Origin of the sequence: Synechococcus sp. CB0101 (genome assembly GCF_000179235.2) — a bacterium.
In the GTDB taxonomy this organism is placed as follows: Bacteria; Cyanobacteriota; Cyanobacteriia; order PCC-6307; family Cyanobiaceae; genus Vulcanococcus.
On record NZ_CP039373.1, the window covers coordinates 879,753 to 904,172 of the forward strand.

Here is a 24,420-nt window from a genome sequence, read left to right on the forward strand (position 1 = left end):
CTCAGCCCGGCAGGATCACCCGATTGATCACATGCACCACGCCGTTGTCGCAGGCGACATCGGCCTGCACCACGGTGGCGTTCTTCACCTCAAACGGCTCTGCGCGGCGAATCGGAATCGGCGCACCTTCGAGGCTGTCCCAGCACTCCTGAGCCACCAGATCGGTGCGGGTGAACGCGCCAGGCACCACGTGGTATTTGAGGATCCGCGCGAGCTGCGGCGGATTGTCCACCAGGGTTTGCACCGTGCCGGGCGGCAGCGCCGCAAACGCCTCATCCACAGGGGCAAACACGGTGAAGGGCCCTGGGCCCTCCAGAGCACTGCGGAGTCCAGCTGCCTCCACAGCGGCCAGCAGCGTGTTGAACACGCCCACGGAGGCGGCGGTTTCGAGAATCGAAGCCATCAGCGGTAGTCCTGGGATTGGATATCAGGCAAGCGGGCCTCAGGCCGCAGGAAGCGATCCATCTGCGCTTCAAAAAAGCGCCGGTTCGCCATCAGGTGCTCGGGATCGGTGTCATCCAGCGGGTACAACAACGCACCCCGCAGGGCCTGGATCACGGCGGAGGTCACGTTGTACATCGAGCGCTGGAAGGTGATCCCCAACTGGATCAGCTCATCCTCTTCACCACGCTTGTGCTGTTTGTAGAGATCGTTCAGATAGGGGGGCAGGAAATGCAGCATGTCCTGCATCAACAGGGTGGGGGGAATCCCAGCTGAGCCCACTGGAAACACATCGGCATAGAGGATTCCGTAGTGAAACTCCGCCTGATCAGCAGGCACCTGCTGGGCCTGGGCGTTGTAGCTCTTGGTGCCGCGGAACGGTGAGGTGCGATAAAACACTGCCTCCACATAGGGAAGAGCCGCCTCATAGAGCCAGGTGAAGCCCGCACTTTTCGGAATGATCTCGTAGCACTGATCGCCGATGTAGAGGTGGTGATAGATCGGCCGGCCAGCCACCGCAAAAATGCCGTTCACCAGGAAGTCCATCGCTTCCGGCACGGAGGTGAGCTTGCCCTCGTCGTAGAGGTCGCTCATCTCGAAAAACACCGGCGCCATCACCTCCCAAAACAGGCCGAGGTTGGCGGTGTAACTGAGCTGGCGCACCTGCTCCAGGAACATCTCAGGGAACAAGCGATACAAGCCCAGCATCAGCGGGTTGCCCTTGAAATAAGCCTTGATCGCCCGATCGGCGTTGGCCCGGTAGGCGTCGCTTTCGAGGTAGTCGTTAAAACGACCGCCCATGCCCTGGTGCCAGAGCATCGCCCGCATGCAGGCCTCAGCAAACTCCATGTTCACCCGGTCATGCCAGAGGTGATGCAGGAGCTTCGGCATGCGGGTGGTTTCCCCACGCTCCATGAAGGCGAGCAGCTCGGGATGCGCTTTCTCCGTACCGCGCCAGATGCGCAGCTGCGATTGCTCCCCGGCATAGCTGTTGGGCCGATCCAGATACTCCTGGGAGATGAAGTATTTGAAGGCCGGCAGTGGATTCAGAAACACCCGCTCGGCGATGTAGAGCAGGTCGCGCCAATAGAAATCCATTGGCACGGCGTAGGCCTTGTAGATGCCGATGATCTGCTGCAAGTTCTCCGGCGTATCCGGCAGCATCGATCCACCGGCCTCCAACCGATGGATCACCTCGGCATAGCGATGGGTGGAGGGCGGAATCAGCGGAGCCTTCGTGCGCTCCGGGGTGACTGTGGCGGTCATGCAGAGAGCTCAGCAGAAGAAACAGGGGCCAGAGCGAGCACCGTGACGGCATCGCTCGAACGCAGGGCCAGCGGCGCCGTAGCGCTCTCGCTGAAACCGGTTAAAGCGGTGGGCCATAGGCCTGCCAGCAGCACAAGAGCTGTGAGCACCAGGGCGGGTGTGCGCTCGCCCCAGGTGGTGCTCACCCAGTCGGCACGGGCGTTATCCAGCCGGCCGAAGCCCACCCGGTTGAACAGGCGAATGGCATACACGGCGGTGAGGCCCGATGCCATGAGGCACAGCAAGGTGGGCCAGGGGAAGGCCACCCAACTGCCCTCAAACACCAGCAACTCAGCCACAAACCCAGCCAGCCCTGGCACACCCGCAGCGGCCAAGAGGGCCACAAGCATCAACCCCATGGTGAAAGGCAAACCGCGCTGCGGATTGAGCAGGCCCGAGAGCTCGGGGATGGCACTGGTGCCGGTTTTGCGTTCCACCAGGCCCACCAAGCAGAACAGCAAGGCAATGATCAGGCCATGGGCCAGCATCTGGGCGATTACGCCTTGCAGGCTCAAGGGTGTGGCCGCCGCCAAGGCGAGCAGCAGGATGCCCATATGCCCCAGCGAGCTGTAGGCCACCAGACGCCGCATCTCGAGCTGAGACACGGCATTCAGCGCTCCGTAGAGGGCACTGATCGCACCGAGGGCCGCCAACCAAGGAGCCCAGGCCGCCCAGGCATCCGGAAGGAAGCCCACGCCAAAGCGCAGCAGGCCGTAAGCACCCAGCTTCGACACAGCCCCGCTCAGCACCATGGCCACCGGAGTGGGGGCCTGGCTGTAGGTGAGCGGCTGCCAGCCATGCAAAGGCACCACCGGCAATTTCAAGCCGAACGCCAACAACACCAGCGCCAGGATCCAGCGCTGTTGGCCAGGGCTGAGCTGGTGATTCGCCAGTGCGGTGTAGCTGAAATCCAAACCGCCTGGCTGAAGCCAGCCGAAGGCGAGCACCGCCGCCAGCAGCGCCACACCCGAGACCGCTCCGTAAGTGAGGAAGCGAATCGCCGCACCAGCCCGGCGCTCACCGCCCCAGGTGGCCACCAACAGGGTGGTGGGGATCAGGATCAGCTCGTAAGCGAGCACAAACAGCAGCGCATTGCGGGCGAGGAAGGAGCCCATCAGGCCGAGGTTGGTGGCCAGGAGCAAGGGGAAAAACAAGCGCGGCCTGGTTTGATCGGCCGGCGCGGCAAGCACGGCCATCGCCGTGATCAGGGCCGCCAGCAACACCAGCGGCAGGGTGAGGCCGTCGAGGCCAAGCTCGAGCCGCAGGCCCAGCCGCGGTAGCCAGCTCCACGACAGATCAGAACTGGGATCGCGCCACCACAGAAGCGCCACCAACAGCTGCAGCAGCGGTGCCGCCAAGGCCGCGCGCCGCAGCCAGGCTGAACCGGCCGGCAACAGGGGCAGGAGCACGGCCACCAGCAGCGGAAGCAGCAACAGAAGCAACAGGGTCATGGCGATCAGCTCAGCGGGAGAGCAGCCAGGCGGCCATCAGCAGCACACCGAGCAGCAGCGAGAGGGCATAGGTCTGGGCGCGGCCACTGGTGCTGAAACTCAGCCGGCGAGATCCCTGCAGCGCCGCAGCACCGGTACCGGCGCTGAAGCCATCCACCAACTGCACATCAATCCAGGCGCTGAGGCGCGCCAACCCCACCACCAGCGCCACCACGGTGCGGTGATAGAAGGCCTCGGTGTGCATGTCATCGGCTAGCCAGTGCTGCAGGCCGCCCAAGCCGGAAGGCAGCTGCGCAAGCGGATGGGGCCGCAGGTAGAACCAGGCGGATATCCCAGCGCCCACCAGGCTTGAAGCCAGCAGCGGCCAACCCAGGGGACCCCAACCAGGCAGGGGCGTGAGCCCCACAATCCCGAGCTGGACGAGCAGCTGAGGGATGTGCAGCACCAGGCCCATCAGCAGCAGGGTGGGCAGCACCATCAGCCAGAGCACCTCTGGCGAACGCACGGTGAATGGCTTCGGGGAGCCGCCCCACACCAACCCGAACACCCGCATCAAACAGGCGCAGAGCAGAGCATTCACCACCAGCACAAGCCCACCCAACACCCAGGGCAAGCGACTGGCGACCGCCAACTCCAGCAGCTCACGCTGGGCGGCAAAGCCCCCAAAAGGTGGCAGGGCCACCAATCCGGCTGCGCCCACCAAAAAGGCGATGCCAACAAGGGGGCGCCGGCTCCAGAGGCCGCCGAGCTGGGTGAGGTCTTGGGTGATGTTGCCGATCACGATCGTGCCCAGCGCCATCAACATCAGCGCCATCGGCAGCGGATACACCAGCAGCAGGTGATCGGCTACACCGATGCCACCCAGCCCCACCGCCACAAACAACAGTCCCAGCCAGCTGCTCACCAGAAAACTCATCGCGCGCTTGAGATCGACCTGCCCCAAAGCGATCAGGGCGGCTACCACCGCAGTGGTGCCGCCCACCACCACCAGCACGCCCTGCACTAGAGGGCTGAGTTCGATCAATGGCTCCAATCGCAGCAACACCCAGGCGCCACCGATCACCACCACCGAGTTGCGCAGCACCGTGGAGGGCAAGGGGCTCTCCATGGCTTCATCCAGCCAAAGGTGCAGCGGGATCTGGGCGCATTTGCCCATCGGACCAGCGATCAGGGCCAGGAGGATCAGCTGAAAACCAGCCGGCAGTGGCTGACCGTTGTTGGTGAGATCCGCGGCCCAGGCCTGCAGGCCATGGAAATTCCAGGTGCCGGTGATCGGCAGCAGGGCGATCACACCGGCCAAGAGGATCAAGTCGCCGATGCGCTTGGTGAGGAAGGCATCACGGGCCCCCTTCACCACCAGCGACTGGTTGAACCAGGTGCCCACGATCACGTAGGTGCCCACGGTGAGCAGCTCCAGCAGTACGTAGCTGAAGAAGATCGAATCGGTGAGCACGAGGCCGCAGAGGCCAGCCTCAAAAAAGCTGAGGCTGCCAAAGAAGCGCGGCCAGCCCCAATCCATCTCCAAATAACCGATCGCGTAGATCTGCACCAGCACATGCAACCCGGTGATCACCGTCATCGCGATCAGGGCGGGTTCGGTCACCAGACCGTCGAATCCGATGCTCAGGCCTGCGGTGTGGATCCAGGTCCACTGAAAGCTGGGCGGGGCATAGATCGCGGCCTGGCCAGCCGCCGAATTGCCCGTGAGCCCCAGCAAGGCCATCAGGCTGTGGCCGAAGGCGATCGACACCATCAGCAGGTTCACATAGCCCGACGGACGGGGACCGGTGCGGGCGATCAATCCCGGCGACCAGAGCAGGCTGAAGATGGACCCCAAAAGGGGGTAAAGGGGAACCAACCAGGCTGTACCTAGCCAGGACACACGTTTCGCGCTTCAGAGTCGCGAAAAGGTAGTCGCTGGAGCTGAGGTTTGGGTCAGGCGGGCAGGTAGTACCGCACCAGCGTGAACACACGGCTGCGGCGTGCATCAAGGGCGCGGCGCATGTTCACCCCACGCTGATTGAGCAACAGCCCATCGAAGCGGTAGCGCGGAATCGCCATCGGCATCACGATCGTGAAGGTGCTCTCTGGGTGGCGTTGTTCCTCATCCGCCACAAACTCCGCAAACGGATCCACCAGCGAGGCGAAGGGGCTATCCAGCAACACCAACTCCAGCCCTGCGGGCGCGGGATCTCCCACGCACTGCTGCCAGTTACGGCGAATCATCGCCGGGTCGTCGTCATCGGCCAGCACCCACACCGCCACCACCCGATCCGACACGGTGGCGGCGTAACGCAGGGCCGCCAGGCTGGGCCGCGAGAGCGACGGCACCCACACCACGCTGGTGTTGCCCACGGGATCACGGCGCTGCGGAAGACGCAGGCTGCGGTCATCGTTGGGCCCGAGGCCGATGGCCCGATACACCGTGTCGTAGCGATGACGGACGCGGGCGAGCATCCACACCAAGAGGGGGATGGCGATCACCACGGTCCAGGCGCCCTCATCGAATTTGCTCACCACGATCACGATCAGCACCACAAAGGTGGTGAGTGATCCGAGCGCATTCATCAGGAGGCGCCCCAGCCAGCCGGGGCCGCGCAGCCGCCACCAGCGCACCACCATCCCCGCCTGCGAGAGGGTGAAGGCACTGAACACGCCGAGGGCATACAAATTCACCGCCACGGTGGTGTCGCCCTCGCACACCACGATCACCAGCGCGGCAGCCGCCAGCAGCACGAAAATGCCGTTCTGGAACACCAACCGATCGCCGATCCAGGCCATCTGCCGAGGCAGGAAGCGATCCTGCGCCAGCATCGCTGCCAGGCGGGGGAAGCCCGCAAAGGCCGTATTAGCCGCCAGCGCCAGGATCAGCAGGGTGCTGATCTGCAGAGCCCAGAAGAGGGGACTTCCTTCCCCAAACACCCGGATGCCGATCTGCGCCAACACGGTGCGATCCGGGTTGGGGGCAACCCCATAGAGCCAGCCCAGGCCACTCACGGCCAGGAACATCAGGGCGAGCATCACCCCCATCACGAGCATCGTGCGCTGGGCACGCTTGGCGGCCGGCTCGCGAAACACCTTCACACCGTTAGCAATCGCTTCGATGCCGGTCATGGCCGAGCAGCCGGAGCTGAAGGCCCGCAGGATCAGAAACAGGCCGAGCGGTTCCACCGCCCGCACCAGCGGTGGTGCGTCCGGCGTGAAGCCATGGGCAAACACCAGGTTTTGCAGGCCAAAGAGCGCCAGCAACACCACCATCACCACAAAGGCATAGGTGGGGATGGCAAAGGCGCGGCCGGCTTCCTTCACGCCCCGCAGGTTCGCCCAGCCCACCAACACCAACAGCAGCAGAGCCAGGGGCGTTTCGTAGGGCAGCAACCCCGGCAGCAACGACGACAAGGCTTGAGTGCCGGCCATCAGGCTCACGGCGGCGGTGAGGGTGTAATCCACCAGCAACGAAGCCGCCGCAATCAGGCTGGGCCAGGTGCCGAGGTTTTCGCGCGCCACCACATAGGAGCCGCCCCCCTGGGGATAGGCCTCGATCGTCTGCCGATAGGAGAGCACCACGATGCCGATCAGCAGCACGATCGCGCCGGTGATCGGCAGCGAGAGCTCCAGGGCCTGGCTGCCGGCCAGGATCAACACCCCGAGCGCCGCCTCGGTGGCGTAAGCCACCGACGACAGGGCATCGGAGCTGAGGATCGGCAGCGCCTCGAAACTGGGCAGCTTCTCCGAATCCGACTGGCTGCGCGGCAGGGGGTTACCGAGCAGCCGCCTGGCCCAATTGATCAGCACTGGCTACAGGAAATCTGCACCCAGGATGCATCGCAATGCCGTCCTTGGCCCCTTGCCGCGATCACGCTGCCGGTGCCATGACGGAAACAACGCCGCGGAGGGAGGGCCGATGCGCGCCACCCTTCATGAGCTCTTGCAGCAGTTGGTGCAGCGGGGCTGGCCAAAGATTGATCAGCCCGAGGAACACCGCCGGGCCGGCGGCCGGGCCCCGTGGTGGACGATTGATGTGGGCTGCATCGCCCTGGGCAATGTCACCACCGTGACGCTGCACCCATGGCAGCACGGGCTGCTGGAATTTTCGATCACCGTGCTGGTGGACGGCGACGACACGATTCAGTCGTTTGAACTCGACTGCAATGCGATGCCAATCCCCGTGGCGCTTGTGAACTGGTGGGGCAGCCTCGACATCGCTCTTGCCCAGGCCGCGCAACTGAAAGACCAACTGATCGCCGCCTGGGATCGTGAGATCAGCACAGGCGGCGATCTGCCCTAAGCAGCCTCAGGCGAAGCGACGGCGACCGTCGTTGAAGGCGCCGAACTGGGCCACCTCGCCGCGGCGCTCGCCGCCTCGGGCCTCGCTCAGCTTCCACACATTGCGGCTGACGCGGCGGGCCCGCAGGCCGCCGCGCTCCACCTCGGCACTACCGGGGCGAGCGCCCATCAGATAAGTCACTTCGGCCGTGCTGAGCGGAGCGCCGGTTTGCAGGGCCAGCTGGGTGAGCTCCAAACGCTGGCGCAGCGCCGCCACATCACAGCTGCCGCCATCTTCGGTTTCGTTCCACATCCACGGCAGCTCACCACTGGCCGCCATCTTTTGCATCAGGCCCATGCCCACCAGGGCCAGGGCCTGTTCAGCGTTGAGATCGGCGGCTTCAGGGGCGGAAGCAGCGGGGGCGGAGGCAGAGCGCTTGGCGGCCACGGTCAGTGCTGCAGGGGATGGCCGGACGGTACCGGCTGCAACGCGCGGCGCAAGGGGGCTCAGACACCGCTCTGATCAACTGCGCCGCAACCAGTCCGGGGCCTGCCCAAACCAATCGCCAAGATCACCTGGATCATCAGGGTCTGGGCGGAAGGGAGGGCCGGGCTCTGGATCACCGAGATCGAGCTCGGCCATCAAACGATCCAAACCATCGCCCGTGGTGGCCAGCTGACGCCGGCGCGCCTGACGCAACCAATCCGCCACGGTGCGGTCGCGATCCGCAAACTTCTGCAGATAAATGCGTTCATCCAGCGTGACGGCATCACCGCTGCCGATCCGCGCAACGATGGCCTGAAGTTTGAGACGCGTTGAAGCACTGAGCATGGCGAGCGAGGCTCGGATGCCCTGTGTTAGGTGCGCTGGATCGAACGGTTGTGTGATTGCGCACCGTTGCCGCGCCGCGTCAGCAAGCGAGAACGTGAGTTCCGGGCGGTAAGATCGCGCCGCATTTGAGAGCAGCCTTCGCCTTGCCGCAGCGGATCCCAAGGCGACGCTCCTCTGCAGTGCAGATCACCGGCACAGACCTGGGTTTCAGCGGCAGCGGCACGCCCCTCGACGAGTTGCATCCGTCAGCGGCGAGCTGCGTGATCACCACCGACAGCGAAGCGCGCCTGGTAAGCCAGGCCAGCGCCGTGGAATCGATCGAGCTGCGCACCTATGTGTTTCTCGATTCACTGCAGCCCCAACTCGCGGCCTACATGGGCACGGTGAGCCAGGGCTTCCTGCCCATCCCAGGTGATGCCTGCCTGTGGCTTGAGGTGTCGCCCGGTATGGCCGTGCACCGGGTCACCGACATTGCCCTCAAGGCCAGCACCGTGCGCCTGGGCCAGATGGTGGTGGAGCGGGCCTTTGGCTCCCTGGCGCTGTATCACCGCGATCAGAGCAATGTGCTCCACTCCGGTGATGTGGTGCTGGAGGCGATCGGCAGCAGCGTTGACCAGCGCACCCGCTGCAGCGTGACCTGGACCGAAGTGATCCGCGCCATTACGCCTGACCACGCTGTGCTGATCAACCGTCAGAACCGCCGCGGTTCAATGATTCAAGCGGGGATGAGCATGTACATCCTCGAAACCGAGCCGGCGGGTTATGTGCTGCTGGCAGCCAATGAGGCCGAGAAAGCCAGCAACATCACCGTGGTGGATGTGAAGGCCGTGGGTGCCTTCGGCCGCCTCACCCTGGCCGGATGGGAAGGCGACGTGAACGAAGCCGCCTCCGCCGCCATGCGATCGGTGGAGCAGATCAACCGCCGCGCCCGCTGATCCGTCAGCCGACGCCCAGCAGCCGCTTGAGATCCCCGGCCAACTGGCGTGCGGCCTTGCCGCGGGAACCGAGCTTGTCTTTGAGGTGCTGGCCCATCTGGGCGTAGGTCATACCGGCCTCGCGCACCCAGAAGATCGGGTCGTAGCCACCGCCGCGGCCCACCGGTGCCGTGAGGATCTCACCGCGGCAGATGCCCTGGGCCTCCAGCACCGGCTCCCCATCGGGGGCCGCCAGCACCATGGCGCTGTTGAAGCTGGCGCTGCGGTACGGGGTGGCGCCAAGTTCCTGGAGCAGGCGGTGGATGCGCTCGTGGTCAGTGGGTGCGTAGCGGGCTGAATACAAGCCAGGGGCGCCGCCCAAGGCATCCACCTCCAGGCCCGAGTCGTCGGCCAGGGCCCACTGCCCCGTGAGCCTGGCCACCTCTGTGGCCTTCAGCCGGGCATTTTCGAGGTAAGTGCTGCCTGTTTCTTCGATCTCCAGGACCTCCGGCTGCTGGCGCACCTCGAGATCCACGGCGTCGAGCATGGCGCTGATCTCCGCCACCTTGTAGGCATTGCCGCTGGCGATCACCAGCAGCGGCCGGGTGGAGGGTGGGCGCATCAGGGCCTGAGCCGGGTGTGGGCGCCCATTGTGACCCGGCAGGCCACCAGCAGATTGGTGGAGGCAGGGACGGGTTGAACATTCCACCCCCCAGAAAGCTCCAGGGGTTCCTGCCTCGGTTGAACCGTAGGAAGGGTTTCAGCCCTCCACAACCGGGGCGCCAAGCCATGTGTGCGTGCGCGAACAGTGGTGAATGGGCCACCTAGCGTGGGGTTCTGCAGCAGAGCGGCGGCGGTGGACACGAGCCTGATCCTGCAGAACCTGCTGACGCCACCGGTTCTGTTCTTCTTTCTGGGAGTGCTGGCGGTGCTGCTGGGCTCCGACCTCGAGATACCGGCGCCGCTTCCCAAGCTCTTCTCCCTCTATTTGCTGCTGGCGATTGGCTTCAAAGGAGGTCTGGAACTCCAGCACTCCGGCATCAGCGGGCCGGTGTTGCTCACGATCGCTGCCGCGGTGGCGATGTCGTTGCTGGTGCCCCTTTACAGCTTTGCGCTGTTGCGGCTGAAGCTGGATGGGTTCAATGCAGCCGCCATCGCGGCCACCTATGGCTCGATCAGTGCCGTGACCTTTATTACGGCGGAAAGTTTTCTCGACACGCTGGGCCTGCACCACGACGGCTTCATGGTGGCGGCCCTGGCCCTGATGGAGTCGCCGGCCATCATCGTGGGGCTGCTGCTGGTGAAACTGGCGGCGCCGGCAACGGATCAGCCCGGCCAGACCATGCAGTGGGGAGCGGTCCTGAAGGAAGCCCTGCTCAACGGCTCGGTGTTCTTGTTGGTGGGAAGCCTGGTGGTGGGCGTGCTCACGGCTGCCAACAACCCAGCAGGGGCGGAAAAAATGCTGCCTTTCACCGACAAACTCTTCTACGGAGCGCTGAGCTTCTTTTTGCTGGACATGGGGATCGTGGCGGCGCAGCGGCTGCGCGATCTGCGCGAAGCCGGAACCTTCCTGATCGGCTTCTCCCTGGCCATGCCTCTGTTCAATGCGCTGATTGGTGCGCTGATCGCCCGCGGCATCGGCCTGGAAACGGGTAACGCCCTGTTGTTTGTTGTGCTGTGCGCTAGCGCCTCTTACATCGCGGTACCGGCGGCGATGCGCATGACCGTGCCGGAGGCCAACCCCAGCTTCTACATCTCAACGGCCCTAGGCCTCACCTTTCCGTTCAACATCGTGGTGGGTATACCTCTGTACATGGCCCTGGTGCATCGTTTGCTGCCATGAAACGGCTGGATCTGATCGTGAGCGAGCGGGAATTGGAACCCGTGCTCCAGGCCATCGATCAGGCCGGCTGCAGTGGCTACACCGTGATGCGCCATGTCACCGGCCGTGGGCCACGGGGGGCGGTGTCCGACAACATGGAGTTCAGCGGGTTGGGGGCCAACGCGCATGTGATCGTGTTCTGCCCACCGGAACTGCTGGGTCCACTCAGGAGCTCCCTGCAACCGTTGCTCAATTACTACGGAGGCGTGGGGTTCGTGTCCGAGGCGGAGCCGCTCTGAAGGGGTCAGCGACGGGCACGCCGCCATAACGGCAGACAAGGGCGGAAAACCGTTGCGATCACAACGATTCAGAGCTCGATGGCGCCAAAGCCGAGAAGCATCTCCAAAGTTTTGTGATGCACTGATCAGGCGCCCTTATCAGTAGCAGCGAAGACGGTGATCGTGACAACAGCCCAAATCGCTTGACGGGAGGTTCGGCTGCCGAGCATGGTTGCAGGCGAACATTCCACCCCTCCTCCAGGAGCAGGTAATGGCTAACGAAACCATGGGCATCGCCCTCGGCATGATCGAGACCCGGGGTCTGGTCCCCGCGATCGAGGCCGCTGACGCCATGACCAAGGCCGCCGAAGTGCGCCTGGTCGGCCGTGAATTCGTGGGCGGCGGTTACGTGACCGTGCTCGTCCGTGGCGAAACCGGCGCTGTGAACGCTGCCGTTCGCGCCGGCGCTGATGCCTGCGAGCGCGTGGGTGATGGCCTGGTTGCCGCTCACATCATTGCTCGTCCCCACCGTGAAGTGGAGCCTGCTCTGAACAGCAGCGCCGGCTTCGTTGGTTCGAAGGACTGAGGACTGAGCCGCGCCCCTGAGGGCCGCTCAATCCCCTGACTTATTTCCCTCGACCCACCCGGAGATTCTCCATGGCTAAGAAGTACGACGCTGGGGTTAAGGAGTACCGCGACACGTATTGGACTCCTGATTACGTTCCCCTCGATTCCGACCTGCTGGCTTGCTTTAAGTGCACCGGCCAGGAAGGCGTTCCCCGCGAGGAAGTGGCTGCCGCTGTGGCCGCTGAATCCTCCACCGGCACCTGGTCCACTGTGTGGTCCGAGCTCCTCACCGACCTCGACTTCTACAAGGGCCGTTGCTACCGCATCGAAGACGTTCCAGGCGACAAGGAATCCTTCTATGCGTTCATCGCCTATCCCCTCGACCTGTTCGAGGAAGGCTCCATCACCAACGTTCTGACCTCACTGGTCGGCAACGTGTTCGGCTTCAAGGCGCTGCGTCACCTGCGTCTGGAAGACATCCGCTTCCCCCTGGCGTTCATCAAGACCTGCATGGGTCCACCGAACGGCATCCAGGTCGAGCGCGACCGTATGAACAAGTACGGCCGTCCCCTGCTGGGTTGCACCATCAAGCCGAAGCTCGGCCTGAGCGGCAAGAACTACGGCCGTGTGGTGTATGAGTGCCTCCGCGGTGGTCTCGACTTCACCAAGGACGACGAGAACATCAACTCGCAGCCTTTCCAGCGTTGGCAGAACCGTTTCGAGTTCGTTGCCGAAGCTGTGAAGCTGGCCGAGCAAGAAACCGGCGAGAAGAAGGGTCACTACCTCAACTGCACGGCAGCGACCCCCGAGGAGATGTACGAGCGCGCTGAGTTCGCTAAGGAACTCGGCCAGCCGATCATCATGCACGACTACATCACCGGTGGCTTCACGGCCAACACCGGTCTTGCGAAGTGGTGCCGGAAGAACGGCATGCTGCTGCACATTCACCGCGCCATGCACGCGGTGATCGACCGTCACCCCAAGCACGGCATCCACTTCCGTGTGCTGGCTAAGTGCCTCCGCCTCTCCGGTGGTGACCAGCTCCACACCGGTACCGTTGTGGGCAAGCTCGAGGGCGACCGTCAGTCCACCCTCGGCTACATCGACCAGCTGCGTGAATCCTTCGTTCCCGAAGATCGCAGCCGCGGTAACTTCTTCGACCAAGATTGGGGTTCCATGGGCGGCGTGTTCGCCGTGGCCTCCGGCGGTATCCACGTGTGGCACATGCCCGCGCTGGTGAGCATCTTCGGCGACGATTCCGTGCTCCAGTTCGGTGGTGGTACCCACGGTCACCCCTGGGGTTCTGCTGCTGGTGCAGCTGCCAACCGTGTGGCCCTCGAGGCCTGCGTCAAGGCACGCAACGCCGGTCGCGAAATCGAGCGCGAAGGTCGCGACATCCTTCTGGAAGCCGCGAAGCACAGCCCTGAGCTGGCCATCGCTCTCGAGACCTGGAAGGAAATCAAGTTCGAGTTCGACACCGTCGACAAGCTCGACGTCAACTGAGCCAATCGCTAACGGGATTCGGGAAACAGCATCACGTTGTTTCCCACCCGAGCTTTCATTCCATCCATCTCAAGGAACCCCATGCCTTTCAAGAGCACCGTGGGTGACTACCAAACAGTCGCCACCCTGGAGACCTTCGGCTTCCTCCCGCCGATGACCCAGGACGAGATCTACGACCAGATCGCGTACATCATTGCCCAGGGTTGGAGCCCGCTCGTTGAGCACGTCCACCCCAGCCGCTCCATGGCCACCTACTGGTCTTACTGGAAGCTGCCCTTCTTCGGTGAGAAGGATCTGAGCGTGATCGTGAACGAACTCGAGGCTTGCCACCGCGCATACCCCGACCACCACGTGCGTCTCGTGGGCTACGACGCCTACACTCAGAGCCAAGGCTCTTGCTTCGTGGTGTTCGAAGGCCGCTGATTCAGCGCCTTCGGAATCTGTGGTCCCGGATTGAACCGGGACCACGCTTTCTTCACTTCATTCCTGAAGCAGTTCACAGCATGTGAGCTGGTTCAGCTTTCCTGCAACCCTGCAGCGTGAGCGCGCACTGCAGGGTTGCGAGAACCCCAGTCATTCCATACGCCGGGCGGACATGGCCACTAAATCGAGTCGCGAAGCAGCCCTGGAGCGCCGTAAGGCCCTCACGGAAGGTGGCAAACAAGCTGCCAAGCGCCACAGCTCCGGTGGTGGCCGGGTGCGCACAGCAGCGGACGCACGTCCAACCCGCACCAATGCCGCGCCTGTTCAAGCCTCGACCCCGGCTGCATCAGCACCGGCCGCCGCTCCGGCTCCCACCCGTAGCCTGAGCGCCTCCGCTCCGGCCCGTACGGGCACCCCCAAGCGCGTCAGCAACCCCAGCCGTGATCTGGTGCTGGCCCGCCGCGAAGCCCTGTCCCGCGGTGGCAAGCGCGCCAATCAGTCGAAAGACCGCACCCGCACTGACGTCGCTCGCGAGACCAGCAAGCCCGCTGCTCCCGCCGCTGAGCACAAGTGCAAGTGCCAAGAGAGCCAACCCGACACCACCAGCAGCCGTCAGCGCGAGACGGCCGCAACCCTTTCGCTGAGCAGCCGTGGCAGCTCGGCCTCACCCAGCAGCAATCGCCCGGCCACCCGCAAAGCCACCGCGCAGCACAACCCCAGCCGAGCTCTCGTTCTCGCCCGTCGCGAAGCGCTGTCCAAGCGTGGCAAATCCGCCAGCGGCACCAGCAAGACCGGCCCTGCCGCAGTGGCCCGTCAAATCAACCCTGATCTGAGCGCCCGCGAACTCTCCCAGAAGGTGCGCGAGCTGAAGAGCAAAACCGGCGCCGCTGGCACTGCTCGCAATGCGGGAACCCGCCCCTCCGGCCCGAACCGCCACGGCGCCAAGCAGGCCGCCGAAGCCTCCCTCAAGGTGGGTGTGAGTGAGACCCTCGCCGGCCAGACCGTTACCGGTACGCAGGCCAACCGCTCGGTGAAAACCACCGGCAACGAGGCGGCCACCTGCCGCACGATCACCGGTACGGAATATCTGGGCGCTGAGGTCTTCCAGACCTTCTGCGGCACCCAACCGGCAGCTCCGATCCAGCCCGCCAAGGTGCGTGTCACCGCGACCACCCACGGCAACCGGGTCACCGGCAATGAGGTGGGTCGCAGCGAGAAAGTGACCGGCGATGAGCCCGGCACCTGCAAGAGCATCACCGGCACTGAATACGTCTCAGCCAACCAATCCGCCGCTTACTGCGGTGGCGCCACCCCGGCGGTGCGCAAGGTGGGACGCAGCCAGACCCTCGGCGGTCAAGCCGTGAGCGGTGTGATGGTGGGCCGGAGCGAGAAGGTCACGGGCGATGAGCCCGGTTCCGGCCGTCAGCTCACCGGTGATCAATATCTGGGCGCCGAAGCACCCGCTGCAGGCCGCGCTCCGGCCAAGGTGAACAGCTTCAACACCCTGCGCGGCACGGGCGTGACCGGCACCGCCGTTGGCCGGAGCCAGCACGTCACCGGCGATGAGCCCGGTAGCTGCCGCAATGTGACCGGCGACGAGTACATCGGCTCCGAGCAGTTCGAAGGTTTCTGCGGCGATCGTCCCGCTCCCGAAGCCGCCAAGGTGGGCTTCAGCATCACCAACCGCAACCAGGTGGTGAGCGGCACCCGCACCGGCCGTTCCTCCAAAGTGACCGGCGACGAACCCGGCACCTGCAAGGTGGTGACCGGCACCCCCTACGCAGGCCTCGAGCAGGCCGGCGACTTCTGCAACGCCAATGCCGTGCGCGCCACCCGCGAGCGCACCGCTGTTCGCAACGCCAGCCGCATGACCGGCATTCAGCCCGGCATCGGCGGTGTGATGACTGGCGCTGAGCGTGGCGCCTGTGAAGACGTGACCGGCACCCCTTACGTGGGCGCCGACCAACTCAACCAGGCCTGTGGCACCGCCCCCAGCCGCGATGCCGACTTCCCTCAGGCCCTGAACCAGGCCGCATGGCAGCAGTTCAGCGTGCAATCCCCTGCCCGCGCCGCCCAGGTGGAGCGTGAGCGCACCGGCGCCGTGACCGGCAGCACCTACGAGCAAGGCGGGAGAATCACCGGCCCTTTTGACATGGCCGGCGGCAAAGTCACCGGCACCGAGCAGTTCCGCTTCGACCGCCGCGCCGCTCAGCGCCTTGCCGCCGCCACCGACGTGGCTCCGGTGAGCATGGACGAAGACCTGCGCCCCGCCTCCCGGGTCACCGGCGAGGGTTCCGGAACCAAGGTGACCGGTGACGACTGGGATCGTGGTGAGCGCGTGACCGGCACCGAGGGCAGCTCTGCCCGCCGCCGCAATCCCACCCGTGTGGGTCCGATGAGCGCCATGCCTGGCCAACAGAACAAGCGCAACCAGGACGTTCCCCCTCCCAACAGCAAAGTCACCGGCTCCAGCGGCAGCACCGACCAGGGTTCCCTGATCACGGTGTCTGGCGGCGCCCGGGGCTGAGGAGAGACACGCGATGCGTCGGAGAACCGCTACCAACGAGCGGGCCCTGAGCCCCACGGCTCCCCGACGCCGCTTCGGCAGCAATGGGGCCGCCGAACCATTAAGCCCGAACCCTGCTGAGCTGAATCCCACCTCCTCTCTCAGCAAAGTGCTGCGCCAGCGCGAACTGGCCAACGCGGCTCGCACCGGCCAATCGCGCAGCAGCCGCATGAAGGCAGCTGCACCGGTGGTGGCTCCAGCCAGCACCAGCTCCGCTCGCCGGGTTCGGCCTGTGGCCACCCAAGTGGTGATCAAACCCGCCGCCACCGGCGGTCTGCACCCACTCACCAACGGGCAAGCCAACGCAGCGCTGCGTGCCTACGAAGAGCGCACCCTCGGTTCCTTCGACCACATCGTGCCGGTGTTGAAGCGCCTTTCCGCGCTGCAGCACGAACCCGATTTCATTGCCCAGGCGCAGCGTCTGGCCCTGGCTGAACTGGGCCACGAGCTACCCCAGCCGGTGCTCGAGACCGCCTGGACCAGTCAGCTGGACATGCGCACCCTGTTTGCCTGGTGCGTGTTTGAGGCCTACGAGCAAACCAGCCTCACCTTCTTCAACGACGATCCCCTGGCGGCCCAAGACGGCAGCAACGATGCGGAGGCGTTCAACGCTTTTCTGCTGGAGTGCGGCTTCCATCTGCTCGACATCACGCCCTGTGCGGATGGACGGCTCGCCCATGCCATCGCCTACGCCCTGCGTCTGCCCTTTAGCTCCGTGCGCCGCCGCTCCCATGCCGGCGCCATGTTCGACGTGGAGAACACGGTGGATCGCTGGGTGAAAACCGAGCACCGCCGCTACCGCGAAGGCCTGCCCAATCCAGCCCACAGCGACACCCGCTACCTCAAGGTGGTGGTGTATCACTTCAGCTCCAAAGATCCCTGCCACGAAGGCTGCGCCGCCCACGGCAGCGATGACAAAGCCGCAGCAGCCCAGGGCCTGCAACGCCTCAAGGATTTCCAGCAGGCCGTGGAAAACAGCTTCTGCTGCGGGGCCTCAGTGGATCTGCTGCTGGTGGGCATGGACACCGACACCGATGCGATCCGCGTGCACGTGCCCGGCCGCGATGGCAGCACCGACCTCGAGACCTGGCTTGATGCCCAGGCGGTGTACGACGCCACCCGCAACCTGACCGCTGATCAGGCCCGCACCACCATTCAAGAACTCGTGCATGGCGCAGCGGCCGCCACGCCCGACGCCGGCATGGTGCAGCTGATCGCACGCCTGATCGAGCACAACCTGTCCCAGATCGACTACGTGCGCCAGTACCACGGCGGCAGCTACAGCGATTTCGGCCATGCCGAGCGCTTCATCGGCGTTGGCATCGGCTTCAAAGAGGTGCATCTGCGCAACCTCACCTACTTCGCCTACATGGACACGGTGGAAGAGGGCGCCCCGGACCTCGATGTGGGCGTGAAGATCTTCAAGGGTCTGAATGTGTCGCGCGGGTTGCCGATTCCGGTGGTGCTGCGCTTCGACTATCACGGCGCCGTGCCCGGTGCGCGGGAACGGGCCATCGCCCATTGCGAGCGGGTGAAGCGTGCGATCGAAGCGCGTTACAGCGATCTCTGTGCGCAGGGCTTGCTGCACACCCTGCTCACCGTGCGTGACCGCGACCGGCACGTACCGGCCGAAACCGTAAGTTCCTCAATCACGTTCAACACCGGAGGGGGGCACTGAGATGTTGATCTGCAAAGTGGTGAAGCCACTGGTTTCCACCAACCGCATCGCCGATTTCCAGCACAAACACCTGCAGGTGGTGCTGGATGGCAGCACCCAAAAGGTGGCTGTGGATGCCGTAGGAGCTATCCCGGGCGACTGGGTGATCTGCGTGGGCAGTTCCGCAGCCCGAGAGGCCGCCGGCAGCAAGTCGTATCCCAGCGATCTCACGATCGTGGGGATCATCGACCACTGGGATCCCGATGCAGCCAAAGAGATGGCTGCCGGCAAGCCCGCCAACCCTGCCGCTCCGAGCGGCAGCGGGGGGGCGAATTAATGGAAATCATGCAGGTGATGGGCTCGCTGGTCTGCACCAATCGGGTGGAGGGCTTTGCCCACCAGAACCTGCGGATCCTGCGCACCTCCAAGGGCAAGCTCAACGTGGCCTGCGACCCTGTCGGTGCTTCCCCAGGCAACTGGGTGTTCACCGCCAGTGGGTCCGCTGCCCGACATGCCACGGGCAACGCCAACCTTTTCACCGATCTCACGATCGGCGGAATCATCGACCACTGGTCGCCCGACGGTTAAGGAACAGCTTTGTTCCTCCCGGCCTTGAGCCGGGTCCACTCCGTTCATCCGCGACCGCTCACGGGCACCGCCCATCACCGCCATGGCCACTCCCAGATCCCGAGCCACCAACACCTCGGCCTCCGGTAAGGCGGCAGCTGCCAAACCAGCTGCCACCACGACCACGCCGGTGACGGCGATCCCAGCACCGGCCTCCACACCGGCTGCCGCCAGCCAAGCCTCGGCCCCCGCCACCAAAGCGGTGACCGTGACGGCTCAAACCGTGGCCACCACTGCCGTTGCCAGCAAACCCGCCAGCACCAGCCGGTCATCGGCTGCCAAGCCGGCCGCAACCGCCCGCCGGGGTGGTGGCAGCAGCGCCAGCGGTGGTGGCAACAACCGTTCTTCCTCTTCCAGCAGCATCTCCCCCATGGCCTCTTCCGTACAGGGCATCGCCCTCGGCATGATCGAAACCCGCGGTCTGGTGCCGGCCATCGAGGCTGCTGACGCCATGACCAAGGCTGCTGAAGTGAGCCTGATCGCCCGCGAATTCGTGGGTGGTGGCTATGTGACCGTGCTCGTGCGCGGCGAAACCGGAGCCGTGAACGCTGCTGTGCGCGCCGGCGCTGATGCCTGTGAGCGCGTGGGCGACGGCCTGGTGGCTGCCCACATCATTGCCCGCCCCCACAGCGAAGTGGAGCCCGTCCTCTCCGGCACCAACAACCGCCGCGCCTGATGAGCATGGACGCCGTACATCCGCGCGTCCTGGCCTATCTGGGCCGCGCTCTGAGCCTTGAGCTCACTGCTGTGCAGCAGTACATGACCCAGGCCTCCCTCGTGGGGCTCTGGGGTGATGAGGCCTCCGCCGAGCGCTTCCGCGAGGAAACGGTGGAGGAAATGCAGCACGCGGAGCGGATTGTGCAGCACATGTTGCAACTGGGGGTCGCACCGGCGGCCTCTCAGCTGCAGCCTGTGACCCATGCACCTGATCTGGTGGGTCTGCTCGAGCAGAACGCTGATCTCGAACAGCAACTCGTGGATCACTACGACGAAGCCTCACGCTTCTGCCGCGTGATCAACGACGAGGCCAATGGCGCCTTCTTCCAGGCCCTCCTGGAGGACGAGCAGCACCACAGCCGCGACCTGGAAGCCTGGCTTCAACAGCTGGGTGGTCGCCGTCGCCGGGGCTATGCCCGTTACGGCGCCAGCAGCAACGCTCGCCGCGATCCCCGCGCCCGAGCCAGCTTCTGAACGCTGCTTAGAGTCCGCACCCCAAAGGTCACCGCTTTTTGAGCGACGCTCTCCCGCTTCCGCTGCAACTGATCTGGCTGGTGCCGCTTTACGGCTTCAGCGGCATGCTGCTGTCGCTGCCGTGGGCCACCGGCTGGATCAAGCGCAACGGACCCCGGCCGGCGGCGTATCTCAATCTGCTGGTCACGCTGCTCGCTGTGTTGCACGGCAGCCTGGCCATCTCTGAGGTGGTGGCCCTGGGCCCGCAGCATCTCGACTTTCCCTGGTTCCAAGCCGCTGACCTGAATCTGCGGATCGGCTTCGACCTATCTCTCACCAACCTGGCCGCCCTGGAGCTCGTCACGACGATGAGCCTGGTGTGCCAGGTGTTTGCCCTCGGCTACCTCGATAAGGAGTGGTCGCTGGCTCGCTTTTATGCCCTGGTGGGCTTCTTTGAGGGCGCCATGAGTGGGGTGGTGCTGAGCAGCAATCTGTTCATGAGCTATTTCCTGCTGGAGATGCTCACCCTCTCCACCTATCTCCTGGTGGGCTTCTGGTACGCCCAGCCCCTGGTGGTCACAGCGGCCCGCGATGCCTTCCTCACCAAACGCGTGGGGGATGTGCTGCTGCTGATGGGCGTGGTGGCCGTTTCGGCCTGGGCGGGCTCGATGGAATTCGACGACCTCTACGTCTGGGCTGCCCAGGCCCGCGAACAGAACCTGATCACGCCTCTGGCAGGAACGCTTCTGGGCCTTGGCCTGATTGCCGGCCCCATGGGCAAATGCGCCCAGTTCCCGATGCACCTCTGGCTGGATGAAGCCATGGAGGGCCCCAACCCCGCCTCGATCCTGCGGAACTCCGTGGTGGTGACCTGCGGCGCCATCGTGCTGATGAAGCTGATGCCCGTGGTGGCTGTGTCGCCGATCGCCACCGATGTGTTGCTGGTGGTGGGCAGCATCAGCGCCATCGGTGGCGGCCTGGTGGCGATCGCCCAGGTGGATCTCAAGCGCGCCTTCAGCTACTCCACCACCTCGTATCTGGGGCTGGTGTTCATTGCCATCGCCCTGCAACAACCAGGCCTGGCACTGCTGCTGCTGTTCGCCCATGGCCTGGCCCGCGCCCTGCAATTCATGAGCGTGGGCAGCATCATCGCCACCACCAACTGCCAAGACCTCACCGAACTCGGTGGGATCGGCACCCGCATGCCAGCCACCGCCACGGCCTTTCTTGTGGGCAGTGCCGGCGTGGTAGGCCTGCTGCCCCTGGGGGGCTTTTGGTGCTACGGCCTGTTGGTGGAGGATTTCCGCCAGCTAGCGCCGGCCTTCGCTGTGATCTTCCTGATCACCAACGTGCTGGCCGCCGCCAATGTGGCGCGGGTGTATCGCTCCGTATTCCTGGGCCCTGCACTGCCGAAAACGAAGCGCACCCCAGAGGCCAACTGGCTGATGGCTCTGCCGATGGTGAGCCTCACGGTGATCGTGCTGCTGCTCCCAGCGATCATGCAGCGCATTGATCCGGTGCCAGGGATCGCGGCCTTCTCGATGCCCGTGGCGGCTGCCGTGGTGGCGAGTGGCTTGCTGGGAGTTCTGCTGGGATCCCTTACCCCACTCGACAGCTTCTGGTCACGCTCGCGCCAGCCTGTGGTTCGGGTGGTTCAAGACCTGCTGGCTTACGACTTCTATACGCCTGAGATTTACCGCCGCACGGTGGTGAAACTGGTGGCCTCCGTGGCGCAATTCACCCGTTGGTTTGACATCCAGGTGATCAAAGGCGGCGTGGATGGCATCGGGCGGTTGTCGATGGCAACCGCCAACGGCCTGAAACTCACGGTGAGCGGCCAGCTGCAGAGCTATGTACTCACGGTGATCGTGGCCGTGGTGCTGTTCATCGGCGCCCTGCAAGTGGCGCGGGGTGGGGTCTGATCAGCATGTTGTTGTCGTCCCTGTTGCTGGTTCCCTTCCTCGGCACCCTGGCGCTGCTGGTCTGGCCCGGAAGCCCCACGCCCGGGCAATTGCGGCAGATCACGATTGTGATCCTGGTGGCGCAGCTGGTGTTGAGCTTGCTCACCGCCCTGCAATTCGACACCGCCACCGCTGGGTTACAGCTCACAGAACACCACAGCTGGGTGCCGAGCATCGGGCTGGATTACGCCGTTGGGGTGGACGGCCTGTCGCTGCCGCTGGTGCTGATCAATGGGGCCCTCACCCTGGTTTCGGCGGTGATCACCCGCGACATCAGCAAGCGTCCGCGCCTCTACTTCGCGATGCTGCTGCTGATCAGCGGCGCGGTGAATGGGGCCTTCCTGGCCGACAACCTGCTGCTGTTCTTCCTCTTCTATGAGCTGGAGCTGATTCCGCTCTGGCTGCTGATCTCGGTGTGGGGTGGGGTGAATCGCGCCTACGCCGCCACCAAGTTCCTGATCTTCACAGCGGTGTCTGGGATGTTGATCCTGGGTGCCTTCCTCGGCCTCGCCTTGCTCACCGGCAGCGTGGATTTCAGCCTCACACCGGTGCTCAGCGAGCGGCTTTCGATGGGCGGGCAGCTGTGGCTGCTGGGAGCGATCCTGATCGGCTTCGGCATCAAGATTCCGCTAGTGCCGCTGCACAACTGGCTGCCCGATGCCCATACCCAGGCCTCCACGCCGGTGTCGGTGTTGCTGGCCGGCGTGTTGCTGAAGCTGGGCACCTACGGCCTGCTGCGCTTTGGCCTGCAGCTGTTCCCGGAGGCCTGGGCGGCCTTGGCTCCTGGCCTGGCGATCTGGGCAGCGGTGTCGGTGCTTTATGGATCGCTCGCCGCCATCGCCCAGACCGACATGAAACGGATGGTGGCCTACAGCTCCGTGGGCCACATGGGCTACGTGTTGCTGGCGGCGGCCGCCGATACCCCCGTGAGCCTGCTGGGGGCGGTGTTCCAGATGGTGAGCCACGGCCTGATCTCAGCGCTGCTGTTCCTTCTGGTGGGCATCGTCTACCGCAAAACCGGCACCCGCGATCTCGAAGTGCTGCGGGGTCTGCTCAATCCGGAGCGGGGCCTTCCGCTCACCGGCTCGCTGATGATCGTGGCCGTGATGGCCAGTGCAGGCCTGCCCGGCATGGCTGGTTTCATCTCGGAATTCCTGGTGTTCCGGGGCAGCATCAGCGCCTTCCCCCTGGCAACGTTGCTGTCGATGGTGGGATCGGGCCTCACGGCGGTGTATTTCCTGCTGCTGGTGAACCGCGCCTTCTTCGGGCGGCTGGCGATTACCCCGCCCAGTGGGGACACCACAGCTGACGCCCGCCTCGATGTGCAGCTGAGCTCTGTTGCTCCTCGCGAAACGATTCCGGCCCTGGCCCTGGCTGCCAGCATCGTGTTCATCGGCTTGGTGCCCAGCAGCCTGGGCAACCTGAGCGAAGTGGCCAGCACAGCCCTGGCCAACCTCACCGCAGGAGTGAGCTGAGATGCCTGTTGTTTCCCAAGATCTGGTTCAGGCCAATCTCTCCATCGATCAGGCGGAGGTGAAGCGGCGCCTACTGGCGGGGCAAACCTTGCTCACCGACACCCCCGATCACCTCCTGGAAGTGGTGGGTGTGCTCGAGAGCTACGGCGAGGTTCTGGATGCCTACAGCATCAACCTCATTTATCAGGCGGAGCAGCAGTTTCTCAATCCATTCCCGATCTTCAAATACCTGGATGGCGATCTGAACCCGGCCAAGATCTGGCGCCATCTCAACCACGACCGCATCAATTTCGAATACGCCGAGTACTGCCAGAAGGCGATGTTCTGGCATGCCACCGGCGGAATGGATGCCTACCTCGACTCTCCTGACTTTGCCGAGAACTGCCGCCGCATCATTACGGCCAAGCGCAGCCGTGATCCGCTGCTGGCTCTGCTCAACCCGCTCTTCCCCGGCTTCCTGCCGGAACTGATCCGCTCCGCGGCCACCACCCATGCCCTGGGTCAGTTCTGGCGGGTGATGAGCGATCTGTTCCTGGATCTGGCAGCCGCCGAGCGCGATGGCCGGGTGCGCAACATCCCCCAGGTGGTGGATTTCATCAAAGACGGCCTGGTGGCCGCCGCGGCCAATCCGATCAGCTACGGCGTGGAGATCCACGGCCAACACTTCTGGGTGTTGCCACCGGAGGCCGGCCTCACCTTCCTAGTGGATGTGGCCGTGCCCTACGTGGAAGCGGTGTTTCTAAGGGGAATGCCCTTCCTGGGTACGGTGAGCTTCAACGCCCAGGCCCAGCAGATCTCGCCAGACCAGGCCAAGTTCACCTACGGGGCCCTCTACGCCGATGCCCTGCCGAGCATGGGAGCCGGCATCCCCCCCAGCCTGCTGATGCAGGACATGTACCGCCACCTGCCGGAGAAGCTGCACCAGTGGTATCTCGAGCGCACGCGTGGCGAGGGGGATGTGCGCGTGAAAATCTGCATGAGCTTCCAGAAGTCGATGTTCTGCGTCACCAATGCAGCCATCAACGGCACCATGCCCCATCCGCTCTCCAGCACCGATCCCGAAGCCCAGGCCGCCAACGCCGCCTACGCCGAAGCCTGGGCCGCACGCCTCGGCATCGCCCGCACAGATTGCTTGGGGGCTTAGATGCCTGGCGGCGTAAGG

At 64.6% G+C, this 24,420-nt stretch carries 24 protein-coding genes; 16 read left to right on the forward strand and 8 right to left on the reverse strand.

Annotated features, from left to right (window positions below):
* Window position 1: 1 nt before the first annotated feature.
* Genes CB0101_RS04790 through CB0101_RS04810 form a run of 5 tightly spaced genes read right to left on the reverse strand, consistent with a single transcriptional unit; the run spans window position 2 to window position 6,986 of the window.
* Entirely contained in the window at window positions 2-403 is a 402-nt protein-coding gene (locus CB0101_RS04790; RefSeq protein ID WP_010306767.1) for a fasciclin domain-containing protein, read from the reverse strand.
* Window positions 403-1,707, reverse strand: coding sequence for a CO2 hydration protein (locus tag CB0101_RS04795; RefSeq protein ID WP_010306763.1), 1,305 nt, complete (start codon window positions 1,705-1,707; stop codon window positions 403-405). The genes CB0101_RS04790 and CB0101_RS04795 overlap by 1 nt, the downstream gene beginning before the upstream one ends.
* The gene (locus tag CB0101_RS04800) at window positions 1,704-3,197 is read right to left on the reverse strand and encodes an NADH-quinone oxidoreductase subunit M (RefSeq protein ID WP_010306760.1); all 1,494 of its coding nucleotides are present in this window, start codon (window positions 3,195-3,197) and stop codon (window positions 1,704-1,706) included. The genes CB0101_RS04795 and CB0101_RS04800 overlap by 4 nt, the downstream gene beginning before the upstream one ends.
* Window positions 3,198-3,207: 10 nt before the next feature.
* Entirely contained in the window at window positions 3,208-5,079 is a 1,872-nt protein-coding gene (locus tag CB0101_RS04805) for an NAD(P)H-quinone oxidoreductase subunit F (protein ID WP_010306758.1), read from the reverse strand.
* Window positions 5,080-5,132: 53 nt separating this feature from the next.
* Window positions 5,133-6,986 (reverse strand): APC family permease, encoded by a 1,854-nt coding sequence (locus CB0101_RS04810; protein WP_029552867.1) that lies wholly within the window; start codon window positions 6,984-6,986, stop codon window positions 5,133-5,135.
* A gap of 115 nt (window positions 6,987-7,101) precedes the next feature.
* Between CB0101_RS04810 and CB0101_RS04815 the strand changes: the two genes are divergently transcribed.
* Window positions 7,102-7,485, forward strand: a complete 384-nt coding sequence (locus tag CB0101_RS04815; RefSeq protein ID WP_010306751.1) for a hypothetical protein — start codon at window positions 7,102-7,104, stop codon at window positions 7,483-7,485.
* A gap of 6 nt (window positions 7,486-7,491) precedes the next feature.
* On the opposite strand, the gene CB0101_RS04820 is transcribed toward CB0101_RS04815, so the two are convergent.
* Both CB0101_RS04820 and CB0101_RS04825 read right to left on the reverse strand, forming a co-directional pair.
* Window positions 7,492-7,911, reverse strand: coding sequence for a hypothetical protein (locus CB0101_RS04820; RefSeq protein WP_010306748.1), 420 nt, complete (start codon window positions 7,909-7,911; stop codon window positions 7,492-7,494).
* Between the two features lie 75 nt (window positions 7,912-7,986).
* Window positions 7,987-8,295: a hypothetical protein gene (locus CB0101_RS04825; RefSeq protein ID WP_010306746.1), complete on the reverse strand. Its 309-nt coding sequence runs from the start codon at window positions 8,293-8,295 to the stop codon at window positions 7,987-7,989.
* Between the two features lie 143 nt (window positions 8,296-8,438).
* On the opposite strand from CB0101_RS04825, the gene CB0101_RS04830 reads away from it, so the two are divergent.
* Window positions 8,439-9,230, forward strand: coding sequence for a microcompartment protein (locus CB0101_RS04830; protein WP_043717295.1), 792 nt, complete (start codon window positions 8,439-8,441; stop codon window positions 9,228-9,230).
* 4 nt (window positions 9,231-9,234) lie between these two features.
* Here the strand turns inward: CB0101_RS04830 and rdgB are convergent, their stop codons facing one another.
* The gene (gene rdgB, locus CB0101_RS04835) at window positions 9,235-9,831 is read right to left on the reverse strand and encodes an RdgB/HAM1 family non-canonical purine NTP pyrophosphatase (RefSeq protein ID WP_010306739.1); all 597 of its coding nucleotides are present in this window, start codon (window positions 9,829-9,831) and stop codon (window positions 9,235-9,237) included.
* 234 nt (window positions 9,832-10,065) lie between these two features.
* Between rdgB and CB0101_RS04840 the strand changes: the two genes are divergently transcribed.
* From CB0101_RS04840 to CB0101_RS04905, 14 genes are all read left to right on the forward strand, one after another.
* Window positions 10,066-11,052 carry a sodium-dependent bicarbonate transport family permease gene (locus tag CB0101_RS04840; protein ID WP_010306737.1) on the forward strand — a complete coding sequence of 329 codons (987 nt, stop codon included), beginning with the start codon at window positions 10,066-10,068 and terminating at the stop codon, window positions 11,050-11,052.
* On the forward strand, window positions 11,049-11,330 hold the full coding sequence (locus CB0101_RS04845) for a P-II family nitrogen regulator (protein ID WP_010306732.1): 282 nt from the start codon (window positions 11,049-11,051) through the stop codon (window positions 11,328-11,330). Before CB0101_RS04840 ends, CB0101_RS04845 begins: the two co-directional genes overlap by 4 nt.
* Before the next feature lie 250 nt (window positions 11,331-11,580).
* Window positions 11,581-11,895 carry a BMC domain-containing protein gene (locus tag CB0101_RS04850; RefSeq protein WP_010306728.1) on the forward strand — a complete coding sequence of 105 codons (315 nt, stop codon included), beginning with the start codon at window positions 11,581-11,583 and terminating at the stop codon, window positions 11,893-11,895.
* A gap of 71 nt (window positions 11,896-11,966) precedes the next feature.
* Window positions 11,967-13,379 carry a form I ribulose bisphosphate carboxylase large subunit gene (locus tag CB0101_RS04855; RefSeq protein ID WP_029552865.1) on the forward strand — a complete coding sequence of 471 codons (1,413 nt, stop codon included), beginning with the start codon at window positions 11,967-11,969 and terminating at the stop codon, window positions 13,377-13,379.
* Window positions 13,380-13,460: 81 nt separating this feature from the next.
* Window positions 13,461-13,802, forward strand: a complete 342-nt coding sequence (locus CB0101_RS04860; RefSeq protein WP_010306717.1) for a ribulose bisphosphate carboxylase small subunit — start codon at window positions 13,461-13,463, stop codon at window positions 13,800-13,802.
* Window positions 13,803-13,974: 172 nt separating this feature from the next.
* Window positions 13,975-16,329 carry a CsoS2 family carboxysome shell protein gene (locus CB0101_RS04865; protein ID WP_029552864.1) on the forward strand — a complete coding sequence of 785 codons (2,355 nt, stop codon included), beginning with the start codon at window positions 13,975-13,977 and terminating at the stop codon, window positions 16,327-16,329.
* A 13-nt stretch (window positions 16,330-16,342) separates the two neighbouring features.
* Window positions 16,343-18,046 (forward strand): carboxysome shell carbonic anhydrase, encoded by a 1,704-nt coding sequence (locus CB0101_RS04870; protein ID WP_029552863.1) that lies wholly within the window; start codon window positions 16,343-16,345, stop codon window positions 18,044-18,046.
* Window position 18,047: 1 nt separating this feature from the next.
* Window positions 18,048-18,362: a carboxysome peptide A gene (locus CB0101_RS04875; RefSeq protein ID WP_010306703.1), complete on the forward strand. Its 315-nt coding sequence runs from the start codon at window positions 18,048-18,050 to the stop codon at window positions 18,360-18,362.
* Window positions 18,362-18,613 (forward strand): carboxysome peptide B, encoded by a 252-nt coding sequence (locus CB0101_RS04880; protein ID WP_010306697.1) that lies wholly within the window; start codon window positions 18,362-18,364, stop codon window positions 18,611-18,613. The genes CB0101_RS04875 and CB0101_RS04880 overlap by 1 nt, the downstream gene beginning before the upstream one ends.
* 82 nt (window positions 18,614-18,695) lie before the next feature.
* Window positions 18,696-19,328 carry a BMC domain-containing protein gene (locus tag CB0101_RS15790; protein ID WP_010306694.1) on the forward strand — a complete coding sequence of 211 codons (633 nt, stop codon included), beginning with the start codon at window positions 18,696-18,698 and terminating at the stop codon, window positions 19,326-19,328.
* Between the two features lie 5 nt (window positions 19,329-19,333).
* Window positions 19,334-19,843, forward strand: a complete 510-nt coding sequence (locus CB0101_RS04890) for a ferritin-like domain-containing protein (protein ID WP_071778118.1) — start codon at window positions 19,334-19,336, stop codon at window positions 19,841-19,843.
* Window positions 19,844-19,881: 38 nt separating this feature from the next.
* Complete coding sequence (locus CB0101_RS04895) at window positions 19,882-21,744, forward strand: NAD(P)H-quinone oxidoreductase subunit F (RefSeq protein ID WP_010306685.1); 1,863 nt, start codon at window positions 19,882-19,884, stop codon at window positions 21,742-21,744.
* Between the two features lie 5 nt (window positions 21,745-21,749).
* Complete coding sequence (locus CB0101_RS04900) at window positions 21,750-23,258, forward strand: NADH-quinone oxidoreductase subunit M (protein ID WP_010306682.1); 1,509 nt, start codon at window positions 21,750-21,752, stop codon at window positions 23,256-23,258.
* A 1-nt stretch (window position 23,259) separates the two neighbouring features.
* Window positions 23,260-24,402 (forward strand): CO2 hydration protein, encoded by a 1,143-nt coding sequence (locus CB0101_RS04905; protein WP_010306679.1) that lies wholly within the window; start codon window positions 23,260-23,262, stop codon window positions 24,400-24,402.
* The last annotated feature ends 18 nt before the right edge of the window (window positions 24,403-24,420 follow it).

Bases quoted from the DNA above. Each gene is read 5' to 3' on its own strand.
- CB0101_RS04815 (WP_010306751.1), top strand. From the start codon at position 7,102: ATGCGCGCCACCCTTCATGAGCTCTTGCAGCAGTTGGTGCAGCGGGGC.
- CB0101_RS04905 (WP_010306679.1), top strand. From the start codon at position 23,260: ATGCCTGTTGTTTCCCAAGATCTGGTTCAGGCCAATCTCTCCATCGAT.
- CB0101_RS04790 (WP_010306767.1), bottom strand. From the start codon at position 403: ATGGCTTCGATTCTCGAAACCGCCGCCTCCGTGGGCGTGTTCAACACG.
- CB0101_RS04875 (WP_010306703.1), top strand. From the start codon at position 18,048: ATGTTGATCTGCAAAGTGGTGAAGCCACTGGTTTCCACCAACCGCATC.
- CB0101_RS04795 (WP_010306763.1), bottom strand. From the start codon at position 1,707: ATGACCGCCACAGTCACCCCGGAGCGCACGAAGGCTCCGCTGATTCCG.
- CB0101_RS04870 (WP_029552863.1), top strand. From the start codon at position 16,343: ATGCGTCGGAGAACCGCTACCAACGAGCGGGCCCTGAGCCCCACGGCT.
- CB0101_RS04800 (WP_010306760.1), bottom strand. From the start codon at position 3,197: ATGACCCTGTTGCTTCTGTTGCTGCTTCCGCTGCTGGTGGCCGTGCTC.
- CB0101_RS04850 (WP_010306728.1), top strand. From the start codon at position 11,581: ATGGCTAACGAAACCATGGGCATCGCCCTCGGCATGATCGAGACCCGG.
- rdgB (WP_010306739.1), bottom strand. From the start codon at position 9,831: ATGCGCCCACCCTCCACCCGGCCGCTGCTGGTGATCGCCAGCGGCAAT.
- CB0101_RS04900 (WP_010306682.1), top strand. From the start codon at position 21,750: ATGTTGTTGTCGTCCCTGTTGCTGGTTCCCTTCCTCGGCACCCTGGCG.
- CB0101_RS04825 (WP_010306746.1), bottom strand. From the start codon at position 8,295: ATGCTCAGTGCTTCAACGCGTCTCAAACTTCAGGCCATCGTTGCGCGG.
- CB0101_RS04880 (WP_010306697.1), top strand. From the start codon at position 18,362: ATGGAAATCATGCAGGTGATGGGCTCGCTGGTCTGCACCAATCGGGTG.
- CB0101_RS04890 (WP_071778118.1), top strand. From the start codon at position 19,334: ATGGACGCCGTACATCCGCGCGTCCTGGCCTATCTGGGCCGCGCTCTG.
- CB0101_RS04860 (WP_010306717.1), top strand. From the start codon at position 13,461: ATGCCTTTCAAGAGCACCGTGGGTGACTACCAAACAGTCGCCACCCTG.
- CB0101_RS04865 (WP_029552864.1), top strand. From the start codon at position 13,975: ATGGCCACTAAATCGAGTCGCGAAGCAGCCCTGGAGCGCCGTAAGGCC.
- CB0101_RS04855 (WP_029552865.1), top strand. From the start codon at position 11,967: ATGGCTAAGAAGTACGACGCTGGGGTTAAGGAGTACCGCGACACGTAT.
- CB0101_RS04845 (WP_010306732.1), top strand. From the start codon at position 11,049: ATGAAACGGCTGGATCTGATCGTGAGCGAGCGGGAATTGGAACCCGTG.
- CB0101_RS15790 (WP_010306694.1), top strand. From the start codon at position 18,696: ATGGCCACTCCCAGATCCCGAGCCACCAACACCTCGGCCTCCGGTAAG.